This window comes from Corallococcus exercitus (assembly GCF_042231735.1).
GTDB lineage: Bacteria > Myxococcota > Myxococcia > Myxococcales > Myxococcaceae > Corallococcus > Corallococcus exercitus_B.
The window spans coordinates 4245288-4271841 of sequence record NZ_CP102577.1; the positions used below are offsets into that span (position 1 = coordinate 4245288).

Annotated in this window: 19 protein-coding genes; 12 read left to right on the forward strand and 7 right to left on the reverse strand. The window is 71.3% G+C overall.

Annotation, left to right across the window (positions count from 1 at the left end; all coding sequences use genetic code 11):
• Nucleotides 1-2: 2 nt before the first annotated feature.
• The 3 genes from NR792_RS16360 to NR792_RS16370 are packed head-to-tail and all read right to left on the reverse strand — an operon-like array spanning nt 3 to nt 3057.
• Nucleotides 3-1139 (reverse strand): ABC transporter permease, encoded by a 1137-nt coding sequence (locus NR792_RS16360; protein ID WP_375760961.1) that lies wholly within the window; start codon nt 1137-1139, stop codon nt 3-5.
• On the reverse strand, nt 1136-2062 hold the full coding sequence (locus NR792_RS16365; protein ID WP_375760962.1) for an ABC transporter ATP-binding protein: 927 nt from the start codon (nt 2060-2062) through the stop codon (nt 1136-1138). The genes NR792_RS16360 and NR792_RS16365 overlap by 4 nt, the downstream gene beginning before the upstream one ends.
• Complete coding sequence (locus NR792_RS16370; protein WP_375760963.1) at nt 2059-3057, reverse strand: HlyD family secretion protein; 999 nt, start codon at nt 3055-3057, stop codon at nt 2059-2061. Before NR792_RS16370 ends, NR792_RS16365 begins: the two co-directional genes overlap by 4 nt.
• A 329-nt stretch (nt 3058-3386) precedes the next feature.
• On the opposite strand from NR792_RS16370, the gene NR792_RS16375 reads away from it, so the two are divergent.
• From NR792_RS16375 to NR792_RS16410, 8 genes are all read left to right on the forward strand, one after another.
• On the forward strand, nt 3387-4736 hold the full coding sequence (locus NR792_RS16375; RefSeq protein ID WP_375760964.1) for a sensor histidine kinase: 1350 nt from the start codon (nt 3387-3389) through the stop codon (nt 4734-4736).
• Entirely contained in the window at nt 4733-6097 is a 1365-nt protein-coding gene (locus NR792_RS16380; RefSeq protein ID WP_375760965.1) for a sigma-54-dependent transcriptional regulator, read from the forward strand. The genes NR792_RS16375 and NR792_RS16380 overlap by 4 nt, the downstream gene beginning before the upstream one ends.
• 366 nt (nt 6098-6463) lie before the next feature.
• A complete protein-coding gene (locus tag NR792_RS16385; RefSeq protein ID WP_375760966.1) occupies nt 6464-8938 on the forward strand; it encodes a S8 family serine peptidase in 2475 nt (824 codons plus the stop codon).
• 80 nt (nt 8939-9018) lie between these two features.
• Nucleotides 9019-10041, forward strand: a complete 1023-nt coding sequence (locus NR792_RS16390) for a VWA domain-containing protein (protein ID WP_375760967.1) — start codon at nt 9019-9021, stop codon at nt 10039-10041.
• A 174-nt stretch (nt 10042-10215) separates the two neighbouring features.
• On the forward strand, nt 10216-12666 hold the full coding sequence (locus NR792_RS16395; protein WP_375760968.1) for a hypothetical protein: 2451 nt from the start codon (nt 10216-10218) through the stop codon (nt 12664-12666).
• Between the two features lie 130 nt (nt 12667-12796).
• Nucleotides 12797-13240, forward strand: a complete 444-nt coding sequence (locus NR792_RS16400; protein ID WP_375760969.1) for a putative immunity protein — start codon at nt 12797-12799, stop codon at nt 13238-13240.
• A 103-nt stretch (nt 13241-13343) separates the two neighbouring features.
• Entirely contained in the window at nt 13344-14222 is an 879-nt protein-coding gene (locus NR792_RS16405; protein ID WP_375760970.1) for a hypothetical protein, read from the forward strand.
• A 76-nt stretch (nt 14223-14298) separates the two neighbouring features.
• Complete coding sequence (locus NR792_RS16410) at nt 14299-16269, forward strand: fibronectin type III domain-containing protein (protein WP_375760971.1); 1971 nt, start codon at nt 14299-14301, stop codon at nt 16267-16269.
• Nucleotides 16270-16289: 20 nt separating this feature from the next.
• Here the strand turns inward: NR792_RS16410 and NR792_RS16415 are convergent, their stop codons facing one another.
• Nucleotides 16290-16952: a hypothetical protein gene (locus tag NR792_RS16415; RefSeq protein ID WP_375760972.1), complete on the reverse strand. Its 663-nt coding sequence runs from the start codon at nt 16950-16952 to the stop codon at nt 16290-16292.
• A gap of 11 nt (nt 16953-16963) precedes the next feature.
• Nucleotides 16964-17788: an aminoglycoside 3-N-acetyltransferase gene (aac(3), locus tag NR792_RS16420; RefSeq protein ID WP_375761635.1), complete on the reverse strand. Its 825-nt coding sequence runs from the start codon at nt 17786-17788 to the stop codon at nt 16964-16966.
• Nucleotides 17789-17946: 158 nt separating this feature from the next.
• Here aac(3) and NR792_RS16425 point away from each other — a divergent pair, with 158 nt between their 5' ends.
• Both NR792_RS16425 and NR792_RS16430 read left to right on the forward strand, forming a co-directional pair.
• On the forward strand, nt 17947-19095 hold the full coding sequence (locus NR792_RS16425; RefSeq protein ID WP_375760973.1) for a right-handed parallel beta-helix repeat-containing protein: 1149 nt from the start codon (nt 17947-17949) through the stop codon (nt 19093-19095).
• Nucleotides 19096-19228: 133 nt separating this feature from the next.
• Nucleotides 19229-19459, forward strand: coding sequence for a hypothetical protein (locus tag NR792_RS16430; RefSeq protein WP_375760974.1), 231 nt, complete (start codon nt 19229-19231; stop codon nt 19457-19459).
• A gap of 23 nt (nt 19460-19482) precedes the next feature.
• Here the strand turns inward: NR792_RS16430 and NR792_RS16435 are convergent, their stop codons facing one another.
• Nucleotides 19483-22554: a VIT domain-containing protein gene (locus NR792_RS16435; RefSeq protein ID WP_375760975.1), complete on the reverse strand. Its 3072-nt coding sequence runs from the start codon at nt 22552-22554 to the stop codon at nt 19483-19485.
• 698 nt (nt 22555-23252) lie between these two features.
• Here NR792_RS16435 and tam point away from each other — a divergent pair.
• Entirely contained in the window at nt 23253-24023 is a 771-nt protein-coding gene (tam, locus tag NR792_RS16440) for a trans-aconitate 2-methyltransferase (protein ID WP_375760976.1), read from the forward strand.
• Nucleotides 24024-24214: 191 nt separating this feature from the next.
• Nucleotides 24215-24994, forward strand: coding sequence for a hypothetical protein (locus tag NR792_RS16445; RefSeq protein WP_375760977.1), 780 nt, complete (start codon nt 24215-24217; stop codon nt 24992-24994).
• Between the two features lie 75 nt (nt 24995-25069).
• Here the strand turns inward: NR792_RS16445 and NR792_RS16450 are convergent, their stop codons facing one another.
• Nucleotides 25070-26521: a PLP-dependent aminotransferase family protein gene (locus NR792_RS16450; protein WP_375760978.1), complete on the reverse strand. Its 1452-nt coding sequence runs from the start codon at nt 26519-26521 to the stop codon at nt 25070-25072.
• Between the last annotated feature and the right edge of the window lie 33 nt (nt 26522-26554).

Sequence of the window (26554 nt, forward strand, 5' to 3'; positions counted from 1 at the left end):
CGTCAATCCAGGGTGGTGCGCGAGCGCGCGAGCGCCGCGCCCGCCACCGCGAGCACGAACAGCCCCAGCGCGAGCAGGTCGTTGCCCATGTCCGCGAGCACCTGGTCCTTGAGCAGCACGCCCCGGACGATGCGCAGGAAGTGGGTGACGGGGATGATCTCCCCCAGCACCCGCGCCCACGGCGGCAGCCCCAGGAAGGGGAAGGCGAAGCCGGAGAGGAAGATGGACGGCAGCATGTAGAACATGGACATCTGCATCGCCTGCAGCTGGCTGCGCGCCACGGTGGAGATGAGGTAGCCCAGCGACAGGTTGCCCACGATGAACAGCACGATGCCGCACGCCAGGGCCAGCCATCCCGCGGGCGTGCGCGCCATGGGCACCGAGAACAGCCCCCGCGCCATGCCGAGCACGACGACGGTCTGCACCAGTCCCACGACGACGTACGGCGTGAGCTTGCCCACCATGATCTCCGCGGGCGTGGCGGGCGTGGACAGCAGCGTCTCCATGGTGCCGCGCTCGCGCTCGCGGGTGACGGCCATGGCGGTCATCATCACCAGCGTCATGGACAGGATGATGCCCAGCAGGCCCGGCACGATGTGGAACGGCGAGCGGCTCTCCGGGTTGTAGCGCCGGTGCACCACCACCTCGAAGGCGGGCGCGGCGGACCGGGGCGTCCCCAATCCCACCCGTTCGTTGCGGAGCGCCTCCGTGGGCAGCACGCTCACCGCGGCCAGCGCCCCCGCGGCGGCCTGCGGGTCGGACGCGTCCGCCTCCGCGAGGATTTGCGCGCGCTCGCCCTTGAGCAGCCGCCGGGTGAAGTCCGGGGGGATGGTGATGCCCAGCATCACCTGGCCCCGGCGGATGAGCTGGTCCATCTCCTCGTCGGAGCGCGGCAGGTAGCGCACGTCCACGTAGCCGGTGCGCTCCAGCGCGGCGACGACGGAGTCCGCCAGGGTGCTGGTGTCGTGGGACAGCACCGCGGCGGGCAGGTGCCGGGGGTCCATGTTGATGGCGTAGCCGAAGATGAGCAGCTGCATCACCGGCATGAGGAGGATCATCGCGTACGTGATGCGGTCGCGCCTGAGCTGCGTGAACTCCTTGAGCAGCACGGCCAGGATGCGCGGGAGCGGGCCCGTCATGACGTGTACCGTTCGTCGCGCTCGCGACCCATGAGCTGGATGAAGACGTCCTCCAGGGAGGGCGGCACCTCGCTCCACCGGAAGGGCTCCTTGCGCCAGGGGGCGAGCGCGGCCTCCAGGGCTTCGCGCTCCAGCCCGCTGACGTGCACGGCGGCGCCGAACGCGGAGGCGCTGAGCACGCCGTCCGCCCGGGCCAGCAGGTGCGCCGCGCGGTCGATGCCCGGCCCTTCCCCCAGGAACGTCACCAGCCCCGAGTCCCGGATGAGCGTGTCCGCCGTGCCCCGGGCGATGAGGCGTCCGTACAGGATGTAGCCGATGTCGTGGCAACGCTCGGCTTCGTCCATGTAGTGCGTGGACACCAGCACCGTGAGGCCTCCGGCGGCGAGCGTGTGGATTTCATCCCAGAACTCGCGGCGGGCCTTGGGGTCCACGCCCGCGGTGGGTTCATCCAGGAGCAGCAGCCGGGGCGCGTGCAGCGTCGCGGCGGCCAGGGCCAGGCGCTGCTTCCAGCCTCCGGAGAGCGCGCCCGCGAGCTGCCGGCGCCGGTCGAAGAGGCCCAGCCGGTGGAGCGTGTCCTCCACCCGCTCGCGGCGCTGGTCCAGGCCGTGGACGCGCGCGACGAAGGCCAGGTTCTCCTCCAGCGTCATGTCCTCGTAGAGGGAGAACTTCTGCGTCATGTAGCCCGTCAGGCGCTTGATGGCGTCGCCCCGGGCGCGGAAGTCCATGCCCAGCACGGTGCCCTCGCCGCTGTCGGGCGTGAGCAGGCCGCACAACAGCCGCAGCGTCGTCGTCTTGCCGGAGCCGTTGGGGCCCAGGAAGCCGGTGATGCGCCCGGTGTCCACGGCGATGGAGACGTCCCGCACGACATGCCGGTCGCCGAAGGACTTGTTGAGCCCGCGCACGTCGATGGCCCGCTCGTTCATCGGTCCGCCTCCACGGGTGCCCCCTTCAGCGGCGTCACGTCGATGGGCTGTCCTGGCAGCAGCCGCGTGGGGGCGGAGGGCACGGCCTCCACCAGGAACACCAGCTTCTGCCGCGTCTCCAGGCTGTAGATGATGGGCGGCGTGTACTCCGGGCGCGGGGCGACGTAGTCCACGCGCGCCGTCATCCCGGTGTCGCAGCCGTCGCAGGCGATGTTCACGGCGGTGCCCGGCGGGAAGGACGCCACCCGTCCCTGCGGCACGTAGAAGCGCACCTTCAGCTTCGCGTCCGGGATGATGCTGACGACGGGGGCGTTGGGCAGGGCCCACTCGCCCTGCTGGAAGAGGACGTCCTCCACGCGGCCCACCACGGGGGACACGGGCGCCAGCTCCACGACCTGCTGCTCCGCGGCGGTGACGCCCGCGCGTCCGCTGGCGAGCTGGGCGCGGACGACCTCCAGCTGTGCCCCCGCCGCCGCCACGTCCGTGCGGGCCGCGTCGCGCAGGGCATGGGCGCGGGTCGCCGTCGCGCGCAGCAGGTCCAGCTGCTGGGGCGTCACCGCGCCCTCCATGGCCTTCTGGACGGCGACCAGGCGGGCCAGCTCCGCGTCCGCGCGCTCCACCTCCGCCTGCGCGGCGGCGAGCGAGGCCCGGGCGCGGGCCACGTCCGACTGCCGCGCGAGGAGCTGGGCTTCAATCTGGCCCACCTGCGCCCGTGCCTGGTCGGCGCGGGCCGTCAGCGACGTGGGCTCCATGCGGAACAGCGGCGTGCCTGGTTCCACGCGCTGCCCGCGCACCACCGCGACGGAGGCCACCATGCCGGCCACCGGGGAGGACAGGTAGACGTTGTCGCTGACGACGTAGCCGGTGAAGCGCGGCGGCGCTTCCGGGACCGGCCGCCGCAGCCAGAGGATGCCGCTGGCGATGACGGCGACCAGGAGGGCCCCCGCGACGATGCCTCGCTTCGAGTGTTTCGACTTCCTGCCCGGTCCCGACACCCCAGCCTCCTGGCGCGGCCCATGCCGCGAATGAAGCGCCCCCGGAGCGCGGCCGCTCCACGCTACGCCTGCCCGTCCCAGGGAGTCCGCGTCCGGCGCACGGGGCCGTCCTGGCCCTGTGTCCTGGCGTCACCTTGAGCACTGGACGTGCCAGCACTGAACGCGAGGGGCGCCCCCGGGGGCAGGGCCTTCCCTGTTCGGATTTCCGACGCCGGGCGCCGGGACGCCGAACAGGAAGGGGCAGCGCGGGAGCGGCTCCAGGGCACACGGGCTGGGGCATCCGCCTTGCTTGGGCATAGGGTAGCGCCCACGGTCCAGGAGGACGCGCCTTGCATTCCCCAACCCAGCCCACGGCCGCCGGAGTCGAGCAGGTCCAGCGCGAGGCGTTCTCGCGGATGTTCCGGCAGGTGACGAAGGTGCTGCTGTTCCTGAGCCCCCTCCCGGTGGTGATGGGCTCGCTGGGGCTCGTCGGGGACACGTCTGGCTGGCGCCGGTGGTGCGTGGCGGTGGCGTTGGGGATGGTGCTGGTGGGGCTGGGGGTCGCCCTGTCGTGGCGGCGGCAGCCGGTGTTGTCACACGAGCGGGGCACAGCCTTGCCGCTGGTGGCGTTCCCCCTGTTCACGGTGGTGAACCTGTCACTGGGAGGGTTGGAGAGCCCGCTCATTCCCCTGGTGCTGCCGGTGGCCTTCGCCACGGCGATCCTCTTTTCGCCCGCGCGGTCCCGGAGGTGGGTGGGCTACCTGCTGGCGCTGGTGGGCGTGCAGGCCGCGGCGACCTTCACGGGCGCGGTGGGGGACCTGGTGCCCGCGCTCTTTGGAGGAGGCCGGCGCGCGGGGCACAGCGACGCGCTGCTCGTGACGATGCTCACGGTGACGGCCTTCCTTGTCGTGTGGGCGAACTTCATCGGCACGACGATGCGGCGCACGTTCCGGGGCATGGTGCGCACGGCGCTGGAGGCGCGGGATGAAGCGCTGAAGGCGCATGAGGAGCGGGTGCGCTCGCTCACCACGTTGTCCGGGGAGATAGCCCACGAGCTGAAGAACCCGCTGGCGAGCGTGAAGGGCCTGGCGGCGATGATTGCCCGCGAGGTGGAGGGCCGGCCCGCGGAGCGGCTGGCGGTGCTGCGCCGGGAAGTGGACCGGATGCAGGAGATCCTCGAAGGGTTCCTCAACTTCTCCCGGCCGCTGCTCCCGCTCAACGAAGCGCACGTGCCATTGGACGGCCTGTGCCGGCAGGTGGTGGAGCTGCACGAAGGCATGGCGGGAGAGCGGGGTGTGGCGCTGAGGGTCGCGGAGGGGCCGCCGGTGGAAGCCTGGTGCGACGCGCGCAAGGTGCGGCAGGTGCTGATCGACGTGGTGCAGAACGCGCTGGACGCCGCGCCGAGGGGCACCACGGTGGAGCTCCAGGCCTGGACGCTGCCGGGAGGCGGAGGCCGCGTGGAGGTGCGCGACCGGGGCCCCGGGCTCGCGGAGGAGGTGCGGGAGCGCGTCTTCGAGCCGGGCATCACCACGAAGCCCCATGGCTCCGGACTGGGGCTCGCACTGTCGCGGGCGCTGATGCGTCAGCACGGCGGGGAGCTGAGCCTGCGCGCACGCGACGGCGGAGGCTGCGTCGCGGAGCTCGTCCTCCCGGCGCCATCCCCGAGGGTCGAAGCGCCGCGAAAGGAGGCCGTGTCGTGAAGGCACGCGTGCTGGTGGCGGATGACGACGCGGGCGTGCGCTACACGCTGCGCGGACTGCTGGAGGACGACGGGCTCCTCGTGGAAGAGGCCGTGGACGGGGAGGCCGCGCTCGCTCGCCTGGAGGTGGAGCCGCCCGTGGACCTGGTGCTCAGCGACCTGCGCATGCCGCGCGTGGACGGCATGGAGCTGCTGCGCCGCGTCCGCGCGCGCCCGCATGCGCCCCGCGTCATCCTCATCACCGCGCACGGCTCGGAGCGCCATGCGGTGGAGGCCATGAAGCTCGGCGCGCTGGACTACTTCCGCAAGCCGTTCGACGTGGACGACGTGCTGGCCGTGGTGCGCCGCGCGCTCGGAGTGGTGCAGCTGGAGGCGGAGAACGAGCGGCTGTCCGGCGAAGTGAACCTGCTGCGCTCACTGGTCTTCGTGTCGCCATCCATGGCCCGTCTGGCCCTGCTCATCCAGCGCGTGGGCCCGCGCGACGTCACCGTGCTCATCACCGGCGAGAGCGGCACCGGCAAGGAGCGTGTCGCGGAAGCCCTGGTGCGCGCCTCCCCGCGCGCGGACAAGCCCTACGTGCGCTTCAACTGCGCCGCCCTGACGCCGGAGCTCGCGGAGGCGGAGCTCTTCGGCCATGCGCGGGGCGCGTTCACGGGCGCCGTGCGCGCCCGGCCCGGCCTCTTCCGCGAGGCCTCCGGAGGCACCCTGCTCCTGGACGAAGTGGGCGAGCTCGCCCTGCCCCTCCAGGCGAAGCTCCTGCGCGTCTTGCAGGAAGGCGAGGTGCGGCCCGTGGGCGAGGACCGCTCCTTCCCCGTGGACGTCCGCGTGCTGGCCGCCACCCACCGCGACCTGCCCCAGCGCGTGGCGGAGGGCCGCTTCCGCGAGGACCTGTACTACCGCCTCAAGGTCGTGACGCTCCAGGTGCCTCCGCTGCGAAGCCGCCCGGAGGACATCGCCGCGCTCGCGAAACACTTCCTCGCCCGCCACACGGAACGCTTCCGCATGCCGCCGGTGCCGCTCACGCCCGCGCTCCTGGAGCGCCTCACGGCCCACCCCTGGCCCGGCAACGTGCGCGAGCTGGAGAACGCCCTGGAGAGCGCCGTGGTGCTCTCCCCTGACGGCACGCTGGACCTGGAGCTGCTGCCTGCCGGAGGCCCCAGCACGCCCCAGGTCCCGTCCACGGGCGCCACCTTGCGCGAGAAGCTGGACGCGCACGAGCGGGAGCTCATCCTCGCCGCGCTCTCGGCCTCCAAGGGTCAGCGCACGGAAGCCGCGAAGGCGCTGGGCATCGGCCGCGCCACGCTGCACGACAAGCTCCGCAAGCACGGCCTCTTGAACGAAGACGAGGAGCCGGAGCGCTGAAGGCTCACGGCTCCGGTGCCAGCTTGAACTCGCACCTGGACATGGCAGGAGCGTCACGCGGCCTCGCTGAACCATGGCAACGGTGACGGCGTGGTGGCTTCCACGTAGCAACGTGGGCAAAACCAGACGCCCGCCCCGCAAATTCACGTCATCAATGGAAAACCAGTCAGTCCATTGACATCCATCAAAGGTCAGAATTACAAATATTACGGACCTTCATCGACTCGAACGTCTTTCTTCAGATGGTCGCGGCAGTGCCCAGGTCCTCTTCTGAGAGGGCTTGCGGGCAGAGCCGAAGTCGTGGTGCGGCGGGGAGCGCGTCGTCGGCGGACGCGTGAGCACTGAGCCATCTGAAGGAGCACCGACATGCGAGAGTCATTGTCCCGGCGCGCGCCGTCCTGGCGACGTCTGTCTGCCTTTGCCCTGGGCTGCACCCTGACGCTTCCCGCGGGCGCCCTGGCCGCGCCTCCCTCCCGGGGAACCCCTCCCACTTCACGCACCCCGGACGCATCCCCCGCGAAGCTCGTGGTGGAGAAGGTCCCCGGCCTGGCGGCGGGAGGCACCCGGTCCTCGCTCGTCACCGCCGCGGGCTTCGTCTTCCACCGCACCGAGCGGCCCGTCTCCTCGCTGCGCACCGTCACCGCTCCGGAGCCGGGCCTCCAGCTCCACGTCTGGAAGGAGCAGCAGCCGAACGGCTCGCGCCGGGACTTCATGGCCTATACGCGCGGCGGCGCCGAGCTGCTCGGCCGCGTGCGCGACACCGAGTACGTGGTGCGGCTGGCGGAGGCCCCGTTCGATCCGCTCCAGGGCGGCCCATCCCTCACCGGCAACCTGCTCGCCGCGGACGCGGACAACACGCTGCACCTGGTGCAGTTCCTGGGCACGCCCCTGCCCTCCTTCCGCGACGCCATCGAACGCGAGGGCGGCAAGGTGCTGCGCTTCCTCACCGACCACACCTTCGTCGTGGAGATGGACGGCGACACCCACAAGCGCGTGGCGGAGCTGCCCTACGTGCGCTGGGTGGGCCCCTACCATCCCGAGTACCGCCTGGAGCGCGAGCTGCGCGACGCCCTGCTGGGCCGCTCCGCGCGGCTGCCGGAGACGCAGCGCTACTCGCTGATGCTCGGGGAGCGCGGCGCTGCCAGGCAGGAGGCGCTGGCCCGGCGCGTGCGTGCCCTGGGCGGCACCGTGGACCTGGTGGAGCCGGGGGGCCTGCGCATCGAGGCCACGCTCACGCAGGAACAGCTCGCGCGCGTGGTGCGCTCCAACGAGGTGCAGTTCATCGACCGCTGGGGTGGCCCCGGCGAGGTGGACATGGACATCGTCCGCGAGCTGGGCGGCGCCAACGCCGTCCAGTCCCTCAAGGGGTGGACGGGCCAGGGCGTGCGCGGGGAAATCTTCGACACGGAGCTGCGCACCACGCACCGGGAATGGGCCACCGCGCCCATCATCCACAGCACGGGCACGTCGGGTTCGCTGCACGGCACCAGCTGCTACAGCAACAACTTCGCCCAGGGTATCGACCCCGCCGCGCGCGGGATGATCCCCAGCGGCCAGGGCATCTTCTTCCTCTACAGCGAGTCCACCCAGTTCGGCGGCACCAAGTCCCGCTACACCGCGAACCAGGAGCTCACCGACCCGGCCGGCCCGTACCGCGCCGTGTTCCAGACCTCCAGCGTGGGCAGCTCGCTGACGACGTCGTACACGACCATCTCCGCGGAGGTGGACGACTACCTCTTCAAGCACCCCATCCTCAGCACCCAATCCCAGAGCAACGCGGGCAGCCGGCAGTCCCGCCCGCAGGCCTGGGCGAAGAACATCGTCTCCGTGGGGGCCTTCCAGCACCTCAACACCCTGTCGCGCGCGGATGACCGCTGGGGCTTCAGCGGCAGCATCGGCCCGGCGGCGGACGGCCGCATCAAGCCGGACCTGTCGTTCTTCTACGACTCCATCCGCTCCGCCTCCGGCGGCAGCGACACCAGCTACACGGAGTTCGGCGGCACCAGCTCCGCCACGCCCCAGACGGCGGGCCACTTCGGCCTGCTGTTCCAGATGTGGCACCAGGGCGTGTGGGCGGGCCACGGCACCAAGGCGGACGTCTTCACCAGCCGCCCGCAGATGGCCACCGCCAAGGCGCTGATGATCAACCACGCGCACCGCTACAACTGGCTCGCGGGCGGCGCCAACGCGGACATCGACCGCTTCAAGCAGGGCTGGGGCACCTCCGACGTGAAGCGCCTGCTGGACCGCGCCCCCGTCACCAGCATCATCGACGAGACGGACGTGGTGGGCCCGCTGGGCGTCAAGGCGTACAGCGTGAAGGTCGCCACCGGCCAGACGGAGCTGAACGTCACCCTGGCCTACACGGACCCCATGGGCACCGTGGGCGCGGCCCAGGCGCGCATCAACGACCTGTCCCTGCGCGTGACGGCGCCCAACGGCACCGTCTACTGGGGCAACAACGGCCTCACCGCGGGCAACGCCTCCACGGCCGGAGGCGCGTCCAACAAGGTCGACACGGTGGAGAACGTCTTCCTCCAGAACCCGGCCGCGGGCCTGTGGAAGGTGGAGGTGCTGGGCGACGAGGTGGTGCAGGACAACCACCTGGAGACGCCCGCGGTGGACGCGGACTTCGGCCTCGTCGTGAACGGCGGCGTCATCCTGGTGGGGGACGTGTCCGGCAACGGCTGCATCAACGACGAGGACCTGGCCCTCATCAACGCCTCTTTCGGGCAGACCGTGCCGCCCGGCAACCCCGCGTACGACCTGGACGGCAGCGGCCGCATCGACATCTTCGACCGCAACCTCGTCCTCCAGAACTACGGCAAGGGCTGCCCGTAGGCCCCGCCCGCGTCATTCACAGCCTTCCCGCTTCACCGCCGCAAGGTCGTTCATTTCCCTGACTCCCAGGAGGTCGTTCCATGCGTCTTGAATTGAAGCGTCGTTCCCTGTCGCAGGCCGCCGTGGCGCTCGCGTGTGTCGGAGGGCTGTGCTCCAGCGCGGCGCTGGCGGACGAGCACGTCCTCATCCTGCTGGACCGCACGGGCAGCATGGGCGCCACGTCCGTTCCCGGCCTCACGCGCCTGCAGGTGGCCAAGGCCCGCATCGACGGCTATCTGCAGATCATCCCCAGCGTGCCGACGAAGTATGCGTTCTGGACCTTCGACAACTCCGGGCCCACGCCCATCTTCAACTTCGCGGACAACAAGACCCCGGCGCAGATCAGCGCCGCGGTCAACGCGGTGACCCTGGGCGGCAACACGCCCCTGGCCGGCTCCGTGTGCGCCGCCGTGGATGCGCTCATCAACTTCCTGCCCAACCAGAACCACATCAAGCGCATCTACCTGGTGACGGACGGCGATGAGAACTCCACCCCCACCCTGGACCAGTGCTACGGCGGCTGGAGCGCGGGCGTGTGGCCCAACCTGACCCCGGGCAGCTGGCAGGAGAAGGTCCGCAACAAGGCGTGCACGGGCAGCGCCGCCTCCTCGGGCCCCTGCGGCTTCTTCGTGCCGCCCTACCCGCCGAACCTCACGCTCATCGCGGACATCGACTTCCTCTTCGAGGACTACATCCCCCTCCAGGGTGAAGCCCAGGCGCGCGAGCCGGACGACGCGGCGAAGACCGTGATGGGGCCCTACCAGGTCGGCGCCAGCGCCGCGAGCGAGGTGCCGTTCTTCGACGGCCTGGCGAAGGCCACCCACGGTCGCTACGCCTCCATCACCCAGAAGACGCCGCCGGCCCAGGCCACGCCGCTGCCCGGCGACGCGAACCTGGATGGCTGCGTGAACGTGACGGACCGCACGAAGGTGCTGTCCGAGTACGGCACGCAGGTCCCCGTGGGCACGGGCTCCGACTTCAACCGCAACGGCACCGTGGACACCGGTGACTACCAGACCGTGCTGAACAACTTCGGCCGCGGCTGCACCACGCTGCGCGAGTAGCCTTCCCTCGCCGTGCGCGGCCGGGAGCGGGGGGAGTCCCGTGCCCGGCCGCGCACGCGCGAAGGGCCCATGACCTGCCATCCGGGGACGGTCCCTGCCGGGACCCACGCTCCGCCCTGACGGCACGGGATGAATCGGACGGAGCAGGGCCTCAGGGCCCGGGACGGTGCGTGCATGGTGGCTCCCGCGTGGTCGACGGTCCGGGGCGTGTTCCTGGCGGTCCTGCTCTCGGCGTGCTCGGGAGACCCACCCGAGGAGCGCCCGGACGCGGGCGGCCCCGACGCGGGCCTCGTGGACGCGGGCAGCGGCGACGCCGGACATCCGCCTCCCGATGGCGGCACGTCGCCGGACGACGCGGGGACGTGCGGGGACGACGACCCTTGCACGGTGGAGCAGCGCGACGAGTCCGGCCGCTGTGTCGTGACGCCCGCGCCGGAGGGGACGGCCTGTGACGACGGCGACGCCTGCACCGCGCAGGACCAGTGCGTGAGCGGGGTGTGTGGAGGCTCGCCCACGACCAGCGCCCCCATGACGTACGGCACTGCGTGGAGCCATGGGGCGTCCCCCGCGGAGCGCTCCACGGCGCCCCTGGAGGGGCTGGCGGAGTTCGTGTCGGACGACCGCCTCCTCTTCGGCGACCGGCTGGGCGGCAGTGGCCTGTCGGTGTCGCTGGTGCGCGTGACGGCGGACGGACTGGAGCGGCTGGACCAGGCAGCCCTGGACATCCGCGTGGACCGCTTCTTCGGCGCCACGGACTGGTCCGACCGGATGCTCACCTTCTTCGTGACCCTGGGCCCGGACCGCGTGCTCGTCGTGGGGAGCCGGCAGCGGCTGGAGCTGCTGGGCCTGGAGGGGGACCGCCTCACGTCCCTGGCCCGGCTGCCCCTGCACCCCAACAGCAACAGCATCCTCGGGGGCGCGGGACGGGGCACCCACTTCTGGCTGTGCAACGGCAGCGCGGCCACGCCCTACCGCATCGACCCCGGCAACGTCCTGGTGGCGGACGACGCGCACAACCTGCAACTGCCCGGCACCTGCAACTCGATGTCCATGTCCCCGGATGGCAACACGCTCTGGGTGGGCACGACGCGCGGGCTGGTGCCCGTGGACGTGACGCAGCCCGAGGCGCCCGTGCTCAAGCCCACGCTGCTGACGGGCCTGTCCTTCTTCCAGGCGCGGGCCGACAGCACGTACGTGGTGGCGCACGAGCTGCTTCGCTACGGGCAGATGGGCCGCATCCTCGTGTACCGGCAGTCCGACCTGACCAGCACCGGGACGCCCACGCCGGTGAAGTCCTTCCTCCCCGTGGAGGAGACCACGCGCTGGGAGCGGCCGGTGGGCTTCGTCCTCTTCCAGGATGACCTGCTGGTGGAGTGGGTCCGGCTGACCGGCCCCACGCGCGCCTACGTCGTGGAGCGGCACGCGCTGAACGCCAGCGGCGTGTCGTCCGTGGTGGCCACGCTGCCCCTGCGACAGAGCGAGGAGGTGGGGCTGACGCTCTCCCCGTTCCAGCTCACGGGCCGGGGGCGGCACGCCGTCCTCCAGCCGTGGCGCCGCGTGGTGGGGCTGGAGGGCACGGACGCGCTGCGCTTCCGCACGGGTGTCCATCACGGCTCCTTCGAACGGGTGCAGGCCGCGCCCGATGGCTCGCTGCTGGCGGTGGGGCCCTTCGGCTCGCACCGCGTGAGCGTGAGCGACCCGGCGGCGCCCACCGTCGTGTCGGGCGGCGCGACCCTGCCAGCGGACACGCAGCGGCTGCGCCTGGCGCCCGCGCGTCCGGGGGCGGCCACGCGCGACCTGGTGACGCTGCCCGCGGCTGGCGCCAACGTGCACCAGGAGGCGGGCACGGCGGTGTTGAGCTGCCTGCGCGCTTCGGCGGACGGACTCCTGGAGCCGGAGGGACAGGTGCGCCTTGCTGGCGGTCCGGCGGTGCTGGCCTCCACGAAGGGACAGCTCTTCCAGGCCGCGCCCATCGCCGGCGGAGGCTTCACGGTGCGGCGCTTCGCGATGGACGGCGCGTGCTCGGGGCAGACCCTGGCGCCGGCCTTCGAGCAGACCGTCACGGTGGATCCGGCCTCGTCGGAGACGCGCAAGGGCTACGCGCTCGCGGTGGACGGGGCCCGCTCGGAGCTGCTGCTGGGCGAGATGCACTACGTCTCACCGGACAAGCCCTCGCGCATTCCGCTGCTCTGGCGCTCGTGGTCGGGCGAGGGCGAAGCGGCCACCGGCGAGCTGTCCGGCAGCACGGATCAATTCACGGCCATGGCGCTCGCGGGGGGCCGGGGTCTGGTCATCGAGAACGGCCGCGAGGTCTACCTGCTGGAGCGCGAGGGCACGCGCATCGTGACCCGGGCGCACATCAACCTGGCGGAGCGGACCGGGCCGGTGGACGTCTCGCGCATCCTCGCCTTCGACGGCGCGGTGGCGTACCTGGCCATCTCCACGGTCCCGTCGGGGGTGCTGGCGCTGCGCGCGGACGACCTGTCGGAGGTGGGCCGCTACCCGACGCCGGCCCCCGTGCGCTCGCTGACCGTCACGGGGTCGAGGCTCGTGCTGGGGATGAACGAGGCGCTGATGGTCGCCGCGCCCGCCTGTCCCGCCGCTCCGGCGCCACCGGCCCGTTAGGGTCCAGGGGCCGGGGCCCCGGAAGTCCCTTCCCGGACGCATCGCGCGGATGCGCCGGCGCCCGCATTGACCTGTCCGCCTGGAATGACAGACAACGCGGGAGGTGGGTGACGCCGGAAGGAGCGGGGGCATGAAGCTCGACAGGTCCGACCACGAGGCCCTGGCCCGCTGGGCCGCTGACTGCGCCGAGCACGTGCTCCCCTTCTTCGAACAGAAGTTCCCGGAGGACCTCCGTCCCCGCCGGGCCCTCGAAGCCGCGCGGGCCTGGGCCCAGGGAGCGCTGGCGATGAGCGAGGCACGCGCCGCCGCCTTCGCCGCGCACGCCGCCGCCCACGATGCCACCACGCACGCCGCTGCCTGCGCCGCGGCCCGTGCCGCGGGCCATGCCGCCGCCACCGCCCACGCCGTCACCCACGCACCGCACGCCGCCACCTACGCGGCCACCGCCGTGGCCCACGGCGCCGCCGAAGCCACCGACGTCGCGGAGGACACCGCCCGCGAGCGCGCCTGGCAGCGACAGCAGCTCCCGGAGCACCTCCACGCGCTGGCATTCCCGGCGCGGCCCAATCCCTGAACGCACTGCGCGTGCGCGACGCAACCCGGCCATGACAGCTGGCGGGCAATGCCTCGGCCACGCCATTTGACAAAGCGGGTAAAATCCGATTTCCATTTTTATCATGAACTTCAGATTCCCGGCGCTGTGCTCGGTGGTGCTGGCCTCGGTCGCCTGTGGCGGCGAGGCGTTCGAGGGGGACACGGTCGCGGCGGAGGACCTGGCGACGACGCGGCAGGCGGCCTTCTCCGGCGTGAACGGCACGGTGTGCGAGGAGAGCCCGTATAACTGCAAGCTGCGGCCCTCTGGCGGCAACCGCGTGCAGACCAACGACACGAGCGACGACGACTCGTGGGGCATCACCGTGGGCGTGCCCATCCGCGACGGCAACGGCACCATCGTGGGCACGTCCACCCGGACGCGCTCCCTCTTCAACTACGGCCAGACGCGCACGTTCGCGGGCGAGCTGCACGCGTTCGCGACGTCGACGTCCAACTCGAGCGCGGGCTGGCTGCCCATGTCCGCCATCCTGGGGCGCACCTCCTTCGAGGAGAAGGTCGGCCACGTCTCCGCGCTGAGCTCCGGGCTGAGCAAGATGGCGTGCTACGCCGTGCGCAACTGGCACGACACCCACCTGGAGCTGAAGAAGGTGGTCTACGACAGCACGGCGGTGCACGAGCGCGCGGGCGACTACCTGCCGCTCGTGCGCGCCAATGGCCTGCGCTCGGTGAACCTCGCCTTCAACGTGCCGGGCTTCGGCCTGGGCGGCGTGGCGGTGGACCACTTCCCCGCGGGCACGAAGTTCCAGCGCCTGGACGTGCCGACGAACTCGGGCGCGCCCTCCATCGACATCCCGCTCTGGGTGCAGGACGGCGCGGGGCGCTACCGCCAGCAGTCGGGCACCATGAAGTTCATCTACGGCTACGTCATCGCCGCCACCGGCACCCGCCGCAACGGCTGGATGGCGTACGACGCGCTCGAGGTCAGCTCCGGCTGCCCCTGAGCCTCCTGTCGCACCGGGGCCCGGGCTTCCTCCCGGGCCTCCGCGAAGTGAAACACCCTCCCACCCCCGAGCCCCCTTGAAGCGCTCCTCGCTCCTCTCCCTCCGCCCGGGCCGCGTCCTGGCCATGCTGGCGCTCCTGCCCTTCACCGCCGGCGCCGCGCCGCTCTACGTGAGCCCCGGCGGCTCTGACTCCAACGCCGGCACCTCCGCCACCGCGCCCCTGAAGACACTCCAGGCGGCCCTGGACAAGGCCACCGCCGGCACGACCATCCACCTCGCGGCGGGCATCTACCGCGAGCGCCCCACGACGAAGCGGGCCGGCACCGCGTCCGCGCCCATCACGCTCAAGGGGCCGGAGACCGGCAAGGCGCGCTCCGGGCGCTACAAGGCGGTGCTGTTCGGCACCGGGCGCATCTTCAACGTCGACCACAGCCACTACGTGCTGGAGGGCTTCACCATCGACGGGCAGGAGAAGCTGCTCAACGCGGCCTGGCCCACGTCCCTGTCGGGCGTGAGCGCCTTCAAGGACGCCAACACGGGCCTCGTCGCCGACGGGCGGCTCATCTACATCGGCTCGTCGGAGACGTCGCGGGACATCACCGGCGTGGTGATTCGCGACATGTTCCTCAACGGCGCGGGCGGCGAGTGCATCCGCATGCGCAACAACGCACACCACAACGAAATCGCCAACTCCGTCATCCAGTGGTGCGGGCTGTACGCCAAGGACAGCAGCGACGGCTACCGGTACCACAACGGCGAGGGCGTCTACATCGGCACCAGCCCCAAGTCGACCAGCCAGCCGATGTATGCGAATGACACCAGCTCCTTCAACACCGTCCACGGCAACACCATCCACACGTTCGGGTCGGAGTGCTTCAACGTGAAGGAGAACGCGCACGACAACACGTTCGCGCGCAACGACTGCCGCTACAACGACGAGCCCGTGGAGTACCTGGGCAGCCTCGTGGAGCTGCGCGGCCACCACAACGTGCTGGACTCCAACGTCCTCGCGGTCAGCCGCGGCTACGCGCTCAAGATGAAGTCCGACTCGGACGCCTATGACCTGGGCGGCAACTCCGCCACGAACAACACGTTCCAGCAGGCGACGGGCGCGTTCATCCGCAACGACAACGACGCGGCGCAGGCGACCTTCTGCGGCAACACCTTCGACACGACGGCGCCCGTGGTGACGGGCGCGTCCGTGGGCACGCCCACCGCGCCGTGCGCGGGCACGGGCACGGACACCACCCCGCCCACCGCGCCGGGCGGACTGACCGCGAGCGCGGTCTCCAGCAACGAGGTGGAGCTTGCCTGGAGCGCGAGCACGGACAACGTGGGCGTCACGTCCTACAAGGTCTTCCGCGGCGGAACGACGGTGTGCACGGTGTCCGCGCTCGGGTGCGGTGAGCTGGGCCTGAGCCCCGCCACGACGTACAGCTACACCGTGCGCGCCTACGACGCGGCCGGCAATGCCTCACCCGCGAGCAGCACCGTGAGCGTCACCACGCCGCCGGGCACCGGGACTGCGCTGCTGACGGACGGCTTCGAGTCGTACACGTCCTTCCCCACGGGAGGCTGGACGAACGCCAGCGGCAACGGGACCTGGGCCATTGTCACGGACGGGACGAAGGCGGCGCGCCAGCAGTCCTCCTCGTCCGCGACGTACATCCTCACGGGCGGCCAGGCGACCTGGGCGAACTACTCCCACTCCGCCCGGGTGAAGACGGGCAGCACGGCCATCCGCAACGGCCTGGTGGCCCGGTACGTGGACGGGAACAACTTCTACTTCCTGGTCCTCCACAACGGGAACCTGGTGCTGAACAAGAAGGTCGCCGGCTCGACGACGGTCTTGCAGACCGTGCCGTTCCCCGCGAGCACGTCCGCGTTCTACACGCTGACCCTGACCGTCAGCGGCACCTCCCTCCAGGGCTTCGTGGACGGCGTGCTCCGCGTGCAGGGCACGGACACGAGCCTGACCGCGGGCAGGCCCGGCTTCTACGCCACGGGCGTGGCGACCTACGACGACGTGCGCGTCACCAGCCCGTAAAGACAGCCACCGGGGCCCGCTCAGCGGGCCTTCTTCGCGAGCGAGCGCACGACGAACCGGCCATCGACGTAGTCGACCGTGCCCAGCTTCTTCCCATACACGCCGGCCGGCTCGTCCACGTTCGCCTTGATGGTGATGACGCGGCCCTTGCGCGGCAGGGCGAGGGTGATGATGGAGCCCGCCCAGTCCTTGAGGGTCTGCTCGCTCAGGCCCTTCTTGGCGTTCGGCTTGAGGAGCCCCGCGTCGGTGTAGAGCTGGATGGCGTCCGCGTCGGAGAGCTGCAGGGCCGTGTTGTCGGCCTTCAGCCCTTCCGCGTCGCACTTGAAGACCGCCGTGCGGCTCACGGACGCGCCCGACGACACCACCACCAGGTGGTAGCCGTTCGGGTTCTTGAACAGGGCGGCCTCGTAGGTCTCGATGAGGTCCGGGCTCTCCACCAGCGCGTAGCCATTCGGCACGTCGCGCACCTTGAGGGACTCCGCGAGGAACTGGGGCGTGATGGGCTCGCCGGAGTCCCGCGCGACGTCCAGCGTCCCGCCGCCCTTGTAGCGGTCGAACAGGTGGCGGAGCGCGACCTCGATGTTCGTGGTGGCGCAGCCCGCGGAGGCCCCAGGCTTCGCGGGCGCGGCTTCGGGGTTGGCTGAGGACAGGGCCAGGATGAGGGCGGCTTCCAAGAGGATCACGACGGCTCCTTTCAGCGGGGGTACTCCTCCAACCAGGCGACGCCGCGGCGCAACAGCCGGCGTGCCTCGAAGAGATGGGATGGCGCCTGGGCGACCGTTCCGGAGCGGCCGATTCCCTCCGCCAGGCATTGCTCTCCAATGCGCGTGAAGGGGTCCACGCTGGACGCGCGCAGGGCGTCCGTCACCGGCTCGCGGGTGTCGAACTCCTCGAAGTCCACCCAGCGCCGCTCGCCGTGGACGAAGAGCGGTCGCTGGTAGCGGGTGATTCGCTTTCCGGGCAGGTCCGCCAGGTGCTCCGCGTGGTGCAGCAGCGTGAGCGTCTCCAGCGGCGCTCCGAGCATCAGCACCTTGCCGCCGGCCTCCACCAGCCGGGCCAGCGGCGAACCGGGGCCGTAGCCGTAGCGGAAGGGGTGGTCCGCGCAGAGCCACTCCGCCCGCGCGCCGATGGCGACCATGCCCGCGTCCGGATGGTCGCTGCGGACCGCGCCGGGCCACGTCCGCAGCGTCTCCGCGAGGATGCCGTGGTCGCGGCTGGCCCGCGCGGTGCGCTTGTCGAAGGTGGGGATCTCCTCGCGGAGGCGCGGGTCCTCGAAGTCCTCCGGCTCCACGCCCATCTCCCAGTCCAGGTACGCCATGAGCGTGCCCTTGCCGCCCACCGCGTCGAGCAGCGCCTGCACCACGGTGTTCACCCCGCCCAGGACGGGCCCCAGGCTCCGGAGGCCGGCGTGGACCATCACGAGGTCACCCTCCTCCACGCCCAGCCGCAACAGCGCCTCCCTCAGGTCGGTCCGGGTGGCGGGTGCCCTCGTCATGGTGCTCCGTCCTTCCTCTCGCAGAGAGGACCGGAGGATAGCAACAGCCCCGCCCCGTGGGCGCACCCGGCTGTCTTTCCCCACGCAGACGCCTGACACCGCTGGACGGGCTGGGGGGCGCGAGGTGGTGTGAGCAGCCTCCTCGCGCGGGGGCGCAAGGCCTCCAGCCAGGGGGAAGCATCATGCAACGGATTCGAGGTGGGGTCGTGACCTGGCCCCTGGCGCTGTTGCTCCTCTCGGGCACCACCGCGAAGGCCAGCCCCCAGGACGAACGGGAAGCCATGGAGGCGCGGGTCGTCCGGTGCGGGGAGGTGCTGACCCGGAACACGCGGCTCACGAGCGACCTCTCCTGCCCGGGCACGCCAGAGCCCGCGCTCCGGATCGCCGCCCCGGGCGTCGTGCTCGACCTGGGAGGCCACACCGTGCGCCGCTCCGGCCCCGCGACGGACGACTCCATGGGCATCGTGGCCGAGGAAGGCAGCACCGTGAGGAACGGCACGGTCCGTGGGTTCACCTCGGGCTACGTGTTCGACAGCGGGCCGGTGTGGCTGCACCAGGTCGCGCTGCTCGACAACCAGACCGCCATCTACCACCGCCAGGGCTACGCCCAGGTCCTCATCACGGACTCCCGCATGGGCGGGAACGCCGTCGGGATGCGCAGTGAGTTCGACGCGGCCAACGGCGTCGTCGAGGTGCGGGGGTCACAGTTCACCGGAAACGGGACCGTGCTGTTCGTGGATGACCACGAGGTCAGCGTGTCCGGTTCGACCTTCACGCTGAACACGAACGTCCTCTACTGCTTCTACGGCCGTGTCCGCTTCAGGTCGAGCACGCTCGCCTGGAACACCTCCGTGGCCGACCTGGCCTGGAACAACAGCGGCTTCGACAACTGCTGGGAGCTGGTGTTCGACAACACCGTCATCGCGAACAACACCGCGTTCGGAACGCCCGAGCATCCCCACTGGGAGCCGTTCGACTTCCAGCTGCGCAACTCGTGGGTGATGAACAACGGCGGAGGCCTGAACGTCGCGACCCGCACGGTCGACATCCGCGGCAATGTCTGGTGGGACAACGCGGGAGGACTGACCCTGGCCGACCTGCCGGAGTTCGAGCCCCCGCCGCTCGTCGGCGCCGTCCGCAACAACCGCTTCCTGTCGAATGGCGGCGACGGCCTGCGCGTCCTCCCGGTCAGCACCCCCACCCTCTCCAACAACGTCTGTCAGGGCAACACGGGCTGGGGCATCCACGCGCCCACGGCCATTGACGGCGGTGGCAACGCCGCGCGCGGCAACGGCGCGGGCGGCTGCGCAGGGGTCGTCTGCGCTCCGTAAGGCATTGTGAAGGGGTCTCCGGGGACCACGCGGTTTCCCCGGAGACGCCTGCCCATTGTCTTGCCTTCAACGACAGCGCTATCCTGGCGGGGCAACACCTTTCCCCCAAAAACCCCAGGAGAAGCGAATGCGCATGGCAATGATTGCCGGGCTGATGGCTGTCGGTGTGCTCGCGGGCTGTGGCGGCGTCGAGGAAGCGGAGCCGATGAGCCCCGAGGAAGCGAACCGCGTCGTCGAGATGGCGGTGCCCAGCGCCTGCACCGACGCGTGCGACGCGAAGTACTACCAGTGCTACTTCGGCGGCGGCGACCCGTACTACTGCAACAGCTATCGCGCCTTCTGCATCTCGCAATGCCCTCCCTGAAGGAGCGCACCCGCGCGTGGAGCTCACGGTGAGGGCTGCGCCGACACGCGGTCCTTCGCCGCCACCAACTCCTCGCGCCGCAACAACAGCCGTGCGTTCGCGTTGGGCAGGATGCGCACCTGGAAGCGCCGCTGGGCCATCGCGTCGTCCGTGAATACGTTCCGGTCGCTCACGAGCAGCAGCGCCGTGGGCACCACGTCCCGCGCCGAGTTGTTGCCGTAGTAGTGCACCACCACGTGGTACGGCCCCGGCGCGGCCTTCCGGGCGTGGTACAGCTCCGGCCCCAGGCCATCCGTGATGTCCCAGTACAGCCGCCCGCCCAGCGACGACCGCTTGTGCTGGTAGAAGCACTTCTCGCCGTTCGGCTCGATGACCCACAGGTCGATGTCCGTGTTGTCCGAGTTCCAGTGCGTGGTGAGCTGGTAGTCGATGGGCTTCGCCTCCGCGAGCAGCGCCTCGCCGTCGGGGCTCCGCAGCCCGGCGCGGCGCTCACGCAGCACGGAGGCCACCTCCGCGAGCCGGGGCTGCCGCTCCAGCCCCGCCAGCATGCGCGCGTAGTGGAAGCTCGCCACCGTCCGCAGCTCCTCGCCATGCCGGGGCCACGGGCGCGCGAGGACGATCTCGTAGTTCCGCGCGGCTTCTGAATAGCGCCCCGCCGCATCCAGCGCGAGCGCCTCCTCCAGGAAGGCCTGCGCCTCGAAGGGGCGGTTGAGGCGCACGTGCTCGAAGAGCTCCGCCGCCGCCGGGTACTGCCCCAGCGCCAGCAGGCCGTACCCCACCAGCCGCAGCGCCTCCGCGTCGCGAGGCCGCAGCTCCACCGGCGACGACAGCGCCCGCACGGCGCCCCAGGTGTCGCCGGAGAAGGCACGCCTGCGGGCCACGGCCTCGTAGATCATCACGTCGTCCCGGTTCTCCCGCCGCGCCTTGCGGTAGGCCAGCTCGGCCTGGAGCCGCTCGTCACCGCCCGCGTAGGGCATGTCCCGCAGCGGCTGGCGCCGCAGGAGCGCGGGCAGGCCCTTCTGCTCGGCGAGCCGGGCCACCACCGCGCGGCCGGAGGAGTGCACGTCATCCAGCGCGATGCCCAGGAGCTTGTCGCGGCGCTGGTCCTCCTCCCTGCGCCGCAGCGACTCCAGGTTCTCCAGGTCCATCTGCTCGTCGCGCACGGCGTAGCGCGTGTAGTCGCCCTCGGACTCCAGCACGAGCATGGACGCGCGCGCGTTGGCCAGCCGGTAGTGCTGGCTGAGCGCCACGACCATCCGGTCCAATCGCACGTCATCCAGCGACACCAGCCGGGACACGAAGAGCTCCGCCCAGGCCCGGGGCGCGAAGGCGCTGTCCTCGTCGCGCGGCAGGGGGATGCGCAGCGTGCGCTCGGGCCCGGTGCCTGCCTGGGTCACCACCTCCAGCGCCGCGTCACCCTTCCCCGGCAGCCGTCCCGCCACCTGCAGCTCCTGCCCGGGGAAGACGAGCCGCGGCCGTCCCGCCACCACCAGGTCCTTCACGTCCGAGCCCACCACGGCCACGCGGGACAGCACCACGGACGCCGCGCGGTGCGCCTTCGCCGCGGCCTCCACCTCCGCCGCGGACAGGACGTTCACGACGCGCCCCCCGCTGGAGCGCGCCAGCGCGTCGAAGAGCTCCGTGTTCACCGCCGCCTCGCCGAAGCGGTACGTCACCCAGCGCAGCGACTCCACGCACGGGTGCCGGGAGAGGAGCGCGTCCACGCGGCTCTGTCCCCAGGTGATGTTGCCGTCGGAGAGCAGGAAGGCCGTCACGCGCTCGCCGGGGGCGGAAGGCTTGAGCCATTCACGTCCGGCCCCGTCCAGCTCCTCCAGCGCGCCGTCCACGTGGGACGCGCCCTCCAGGAAGACGTGCTCCAGCTCCGCGAAGCTCGCCTGGCGGTGCGCGGCGTCGTTCGGCCGGAAGCCCGGCCCATGCAGCCAGCGGGGACGCACGTCGAAGAGGAGCACCGCGTACTCCTTCAGCGTCGCGTCCTTCTCCAGGAGGGCCCGCAGCGTGGCCGCCTGGATGGCCCACGCGTTGCCGTCCTCGGAGGACAGCGAGGTGTCCACCACCAGCACCGCGCGGCCCGTGGGAGGCCCCTCCGCGCCGGAGGTGAGCTGCCCCGGCAGCCGCACCCGCGCGTGGAAGGCGCGGCCCGGAAGGCCTGCGTTGTCAGCCCCCACCAGCACGTCCGCGTCCTCGCCGCGAGGCTTCAGCGCCAAGCCCAGCGCCCCGTCTCCCGTGAGCTTCGGGAAGTCATACACCTGCCACGCGCCCACCGTGCGGGCCTTCGCGCCCGAATCCGGCTGCACCGCGACCTCCGGAGCCTGTCGCGGATCCACGTGGACGCGAGCGGTGACGCGGAGCTCCTTGCCCGCGCCCGGAGGCAGCGGCCACGTGTAGCGCAGGCGTGTGCCGTCGAAGAGGAGCGTCTGCTCATACGCGATGACGACGCGCTTGAGCGACTTGGGAGGCAGGGGGAAGACGCGGGCGCTGAAGGTGGAAGCGCCGGACCATTCGAGCAGCGCGGGGTCCACGTTGCGGCGCACGACGTCCTCGTACACCTGCCGTGCGCGCTTCTGCTCCACGACGCGGGCCTCCTGGATGTCACCCCAGGAGCGCTTCGACCCACGGGCCGCGGGAGGCGCGGAGGCGGCGAGCCGCTCCGACTCCGTCGAATCGTCTCCGAGTGGCGGCAGCAGGTCCGACGACTGGAACAGCGAGGGCGTGTCCACCGTCACCGCGCCCGAGTACATCGCGAAGCCCGCCACCGTCGCGCCACCGGGCAGCGGGTAATAGAACGTGCCTTCGAGGTTGCGGCCGGTGTCGTTCTCGAAGAGGTGGTCGACCACGGTGCGCGCGCGGGAGCCCTGGATGTACGTGACGACGCGCACGGCGCGGGTCTTCAGGGGCTGGTAGCGGCCGTTGTCGCTCATCACCAGCACCTTGGCGGCGCGGGGCGCGGCCTCCACGCGAGGCAGCACGGGCTTCGGCGCCTCCGGCTCGGCGGCCTGCTTCTTCGCGGGCGCCGCGGCGCGTCCGCCGAGGTCGATTCCACCTCCTCCACTACCGGCCCCCCGGATGACCTGCATGGCGGAGCGGAGACGATCCCCCGACATGGGAGGCGCGGCGGAGGGGGCTGGCGCTCCGAGCTGAGCACCGACGACGCCACCGATGACTCCGCCGACGACGCTCCCCTCCACTTCCTCGGCGTCCTCAGCGGGAGCCGGTGGCGCGGAATCCTCCTCTCCGTTCCGTGCACGCTCCGGGCGTAGGCGCCTCTCGCGACGAGCCATGTCCGCGCTCGGCACGCTGTCCATCACGTCCGTTTCCCCCAGCCCGGGTGCCTCCGGGGGGCGCGCGCTCGGCGGTGGGGCCGCGAGCGCGAGGGCCGCCCGTGGGCGGTTCGTGTCCGGCGAGAGCGCCTGCACCTCTTCTTCGGAGAGCACCCGCGGATCCGCCACGGAGTCACGCAGCGCCGCGAGGTCCACCTCCCCCGTGTCTGGTTGCCCCGCGACAGTGACGGGTGCCACCAGCCCCGCCTGGACGAAGGGCGCCGGAGCATTGACCGGCGCCGCGACCGGAGCGGTGGCCTTGGCCGGGGCAACGTCAGCGTCTCGTTTACAACCCGAGGCGAGGAGCCCCATCAGCAACACGACGGCGGAAGCACGAAAGAGGCGCATGATTGGAACGCTAACCCATCCGCGAATGGCGAGCTCATGCCCGCCAAGACATGGACAGCCCATGACACCGCCATGACGCGATAGGTTCCCAAAAAAGGAGGACGCCCATGGACTGGTCAGCGGCGCAGTACTCGCGATTCGAGGACGAGCGGAACCGTCCCATCCGGGACCTGCTCGCGCGGATTCCCACGTCCGAGGTGAAGCGCGCGGCGGACCTCGGCTGCGGTCCCGGCAACTCCACGGAGCTGCTGCGCGCCCGCTTCCCACAGGCCGCCGTCACCGGAATGGACAGCTCACCGGACATGCTCACCGCGGCGCGCAAGCGGCTGCCGGACGTCCGGTTCGACCTGGGAGACATCGCGACCTGGAGCGACCCGGGCCCCTACGACGTCATCCTGGCGAACGCGGTGCTGCAGTGGGTGCCGGAGCATTCCACGCTGATGCCCGCGCTCTTGAGCAAGCTGGCGGAGGGAGGAAGCCTCGCCGTGCAGATGCCGGACAACCTGGAGGAGCCGTCACACCGGCTGATGCGCGAGACCGCCAGCGGGGGCCCGTGGGCCGACAAGCTGGGGGCCGCCGCGAACGCACGGACGGTCCGCCATGAGGCCGGCTGGTACTTCCGGACGCTGCGCGACGCTGGCGCCACGGTGGACGTCTGGCGCACGACCTACTTCCACCCGCTGACCGGAGGCGCCGGTGCGGTGGTCGAGTGGTTCAAGGGTTCGGGACTCCGGCCCTTCCTCGAACCGCTCGATGCAGGGGAGAAGACGGACTTCCTCCATCGCTATCAGACAGGGATTGCCAAGGCCTACCCTGCCCTGCCGGATGGAACGGTCCTGCTGCCCTTCCCCCGGCTGTTCATCGTCGCGACGCGTTAGCGGTCTGCTGTCGGCCTTGTTCCCTAGCGTTTGGACAGACCGCATCGCGTAGAGTTCGTGCCATGCGACTCCCAATCCTTGCCTTGTCCTGCCTGCTGACCGTTGCATGTGCACACGCCCCGGCCAATGCGCCCACGGCCTCCGCGGAGAAGACCGCCGACCTTCCGCCCATGGAAGCACCCTCGGCACCGATGGCGGGCTGGCTGCAGGCGAAGCGGGCCTCCGCATTGATGGGACAGGAGAAGTACGCGGAGGCCCTGGCCCTCTACGAGCAGGCCCGGGCCGCGGGAAACACGGATGAACGAGCCGCGTACTCGGCCGCGTGCGCGGCGGCGCTCCTCGGGAAGCGGAAGGATGCGCTGGACTGGCTGTCCCACGCGGTCCAGGCCGGCTTCCGGGACGTGGCCTGGATGAAGCAGGACAAGGACCTTGAGCCGCTGCGTGATGACCCGGCGTTTGTCGCGCTGGCCGAGCGGATCCCGACGCTCCCGGAGCGTCATCCCTATTCCACCGAAGAGCTGAAGCAACTCTTCACGGAGGACCAGGCGGACCGTCAGGGGCCGCTGACTCCAGAGGACTGGAAGCGAATCTCGCCGCGGGATGCCAGGCGGCGTCAGCGGGTCCAGGAGCTGCTGGCGCAGGGCGCCCTGCGGGAGGCAGCGGACTTCCTCGCGGCGGGGTTCATCTTCCAGCACGGTAAGACGCTGGAGGACTACGCATTGGCGCGGCAGATGGGGGCGGAGGCCGCGAAGCGCGGTCACCCCAGCGGCCTGTGGCTGGCCGCGGCGGCGTGGGATCGGTGGTTGATGCACGCCGACCGCCCGCAGCGCTTCGGCACCCAGTACAGGGGCGACGGGCCGGACAAGGCCATGAAGCTCTACCCGGTGGACCCCAGCGTGACGGACGAGGAGCGCGCCCGCTGGGGCTTCCCGCCGCTCGCCGAGATTCCCACCGGCATGCGCATGCAGTGATGGCGAAGGGCGCTCGCACCGCGTCGCGGGATGGCTGGGCGGATGGGACGAGCGGCGCGTTCCTCCCCCGGCTCTTCATCGTCGCGACGCGCTGGCGAGACCGGAGGCAATCTTCCCCAGCGTGGCGACGGCGGCCTCGATGCGCGGCGTCCACGGCTGGCCGCAGCTCAGGCGGATGAAGTTCCGGTAGGAGTCCGGCCGCGCGGAGAAGATGGACCCTGGCGCGATGCTGATGCCCGCCTCCAGGGCCCGCGCATTGAGCGCGTGGGCATCCACCGAGGGCGGCAGCTGCACCCAGAGCAGCAGCCCTCCCGTTGGCAGCGCCACGCGCGTGCCCTGGGGGAAGTGTTCGGCGACGGCACGGGCCACGTGCTCCACCTGCGAGGCGAGGCCGCGGCGCAGGGCGCGCAGGTGTCTGTCATAGCCGCCGTTCTCCAGGAAGCGCGCGACCGCCTCCTGGGTCAGCAGCGGCGAGGCCACGGTGTGCGCGAACTTGAGCAGCTCCACGCGCTCCCGGAACCGGCCCGGGGCCACGTAGCCCACGCGGAAGCCCGGTGCGATCGTCTTGGAGAACGAACCACACAGCATCACCTGTCCCCGCGTGTCGAAGGTCTTGCACGGACGGGGACGCTCCGGACCGAAGTGCAGGTCGCCGTAGATGTCGTCCTCGATGAGCGGCACGTCGTGCGCGGTCACCAGCTCCACCAGCCGCCGCCGGCGGTCCTCCGGCATGCAGCTGCCCACCGGGTTGCTGAAGCTGGGGACCACCAGCACCGCGGCCACGCGCCGCCGCTCCAGCGCGGCCTCCAGCGCGTCCAGCTCCATGCCATGGCGAGGGTGGCAGGGAATCTCCAGCGCCTTGAGGCCCAGCGACTCGATGGCGAGCAGCGTGCCGTAGTAGGTGGGAGACTCGATGGCGATGGTGTCACCCTTGCGCGCGGCCGCGACGAGGCACAGGTGCACCGCCTCGGAGGCCCCGCTGGTGGTGATGAAGTCATCAGCCCCCAGCGCGCAGCCCCACTCCAGCGAGCGTTTCGCCAGCTGCTGCCGCAGCAGCTTCGAGCCGGGAGGCACGTCGTACATCACGCCCTCGGCCTGCCGCTCCCGCGCGAGCAGTCCCAGCTCCCGCGACAGGCGCCGGGTGGGAAGCAGCTCCGGCGCCGGCCACGCGGTGCCCAGCTGCACGACGCGCGGCTCGCGTGACGACCGGTACAGATGGGACACCAGGTCGCTGACGGTGACAGGCGTCGCGGAGGCCGGCGGCCGGGACACCGGAGGCTCGGCGAGCCGCAGCCGCTCCCGCTCCCGCACGTAGTGGCCAGACTGGGGCCGCGTCTCGATGAGCCCCTGCGACTCCAGGTGCAGATAGGCCTGGAGCACGGTGGAGACGCTCACCCGCTCACGGGCGCTCAGCTGACGCACGGAGGGCAGCCGCTCCCCCGGGCGGAGCGTGCCCGCGGCGATGGCGTCCTTCAGCCGCTCCGCGACGCTCTCGTAGAGCTTCAGGGACTGCGCACGTGCGCCCATGAAGTGACCCTCCTTCAGGCTTCAACGGATAGC

Bases quoted from the DNA above. Each gene is read 5' to 3' on its own strand.
- NR792_RS16360 (WP_375760961.1), bottom strand. From the start codon at position 1,139: ATGACGGGCCCGCTCCCGCGCATCCTGGCCGTGCTGCTCAAGGAGTTC.
- NR792_RS16365 (WP_375760962.1), bottom strand. From the start codon at position 2,062: ATGAACGAGCGGGCCATCGACGTGCGCGGGCTCAACAAGTCCTTCGGC.
- NR792_RS16385 (WP_375760966.1), top strand. From the start codon at position 6,464: ATGCGAGAGTCATTGTCCCGGCGCGCGCCGTCCTGGCGACGTCTGTCT.
- NR792_RS16390 (WP_375760967.1), top strand. From the start codon at position 9,019: ATGCGTCTTGAATTGAAGCGTCGTTCCCTGTCGCAGGCCGCCGTGGCG.
- NR792_RS16395 (WP_375760968.1), top strand. From the start codon at position 10,216: ATGGTGGCTCCCGCGTGGTCGACGGTCCGGGGCGTGTTCCTGGCGGTC.
- NR792_RS16400 (WP_375760969.1), top strand. From the start codon at position 12,797: ATGAAGCTCGACAGGTCCGACCACGAGGCCCTGGCCCGCTGGGCCGCT.
- NR792_RS16405 (WP_375760970.1), top strand. From the start codon at position 13,344: ATGAACTTCAGATTCCCGGCGCTGTGCTCGGTGGTGCTGGCCTCGGTC.
- NR792_RS16425 (WP_375760973.1), top strand. From the start codon at position 17,947: ATGCAACGGATTCGAGGTGGGGTCGTGACCTGGCCCCTGGCGCTGTTG.
- NR792_RS16430 (WP_375760974.1), top strand. From the start codon at position 19,229: ATGGCAATGATTGCCGGGCTGATGGCTGTCGGTGTGCTCGCGGGCTGT.
- NR792_RS16435 (WP_375760975.1), bottom strand. From the start codon at position 22,554: ATGCAGGTCATCCGGGGGGCCGGTAGTGGAGGAGGTGGAATCGACCTC.
- tam (WP_375760976.1), top strand. From the start codon at position 23,253: ATGGACTGGTCAGCGGCGCAGTACTCGCGATTCGAGGACGAGCGGAAC.
- NR792_RS16445 (WP_375760977.1), top strand. From the start codon at position 24,215: ATGGCGGGCTGGCTGCAGGCGAAGCGGGCCTCCGCATTGATGGGACAG.
- NR792_RS16450 (WP_375760978.1), bottom strand. From the start codon at position 26,521: ATGGGCGCACGTGCGCAGTCCCTGAAGCTCTACGAGAGCGTCGCGGAG.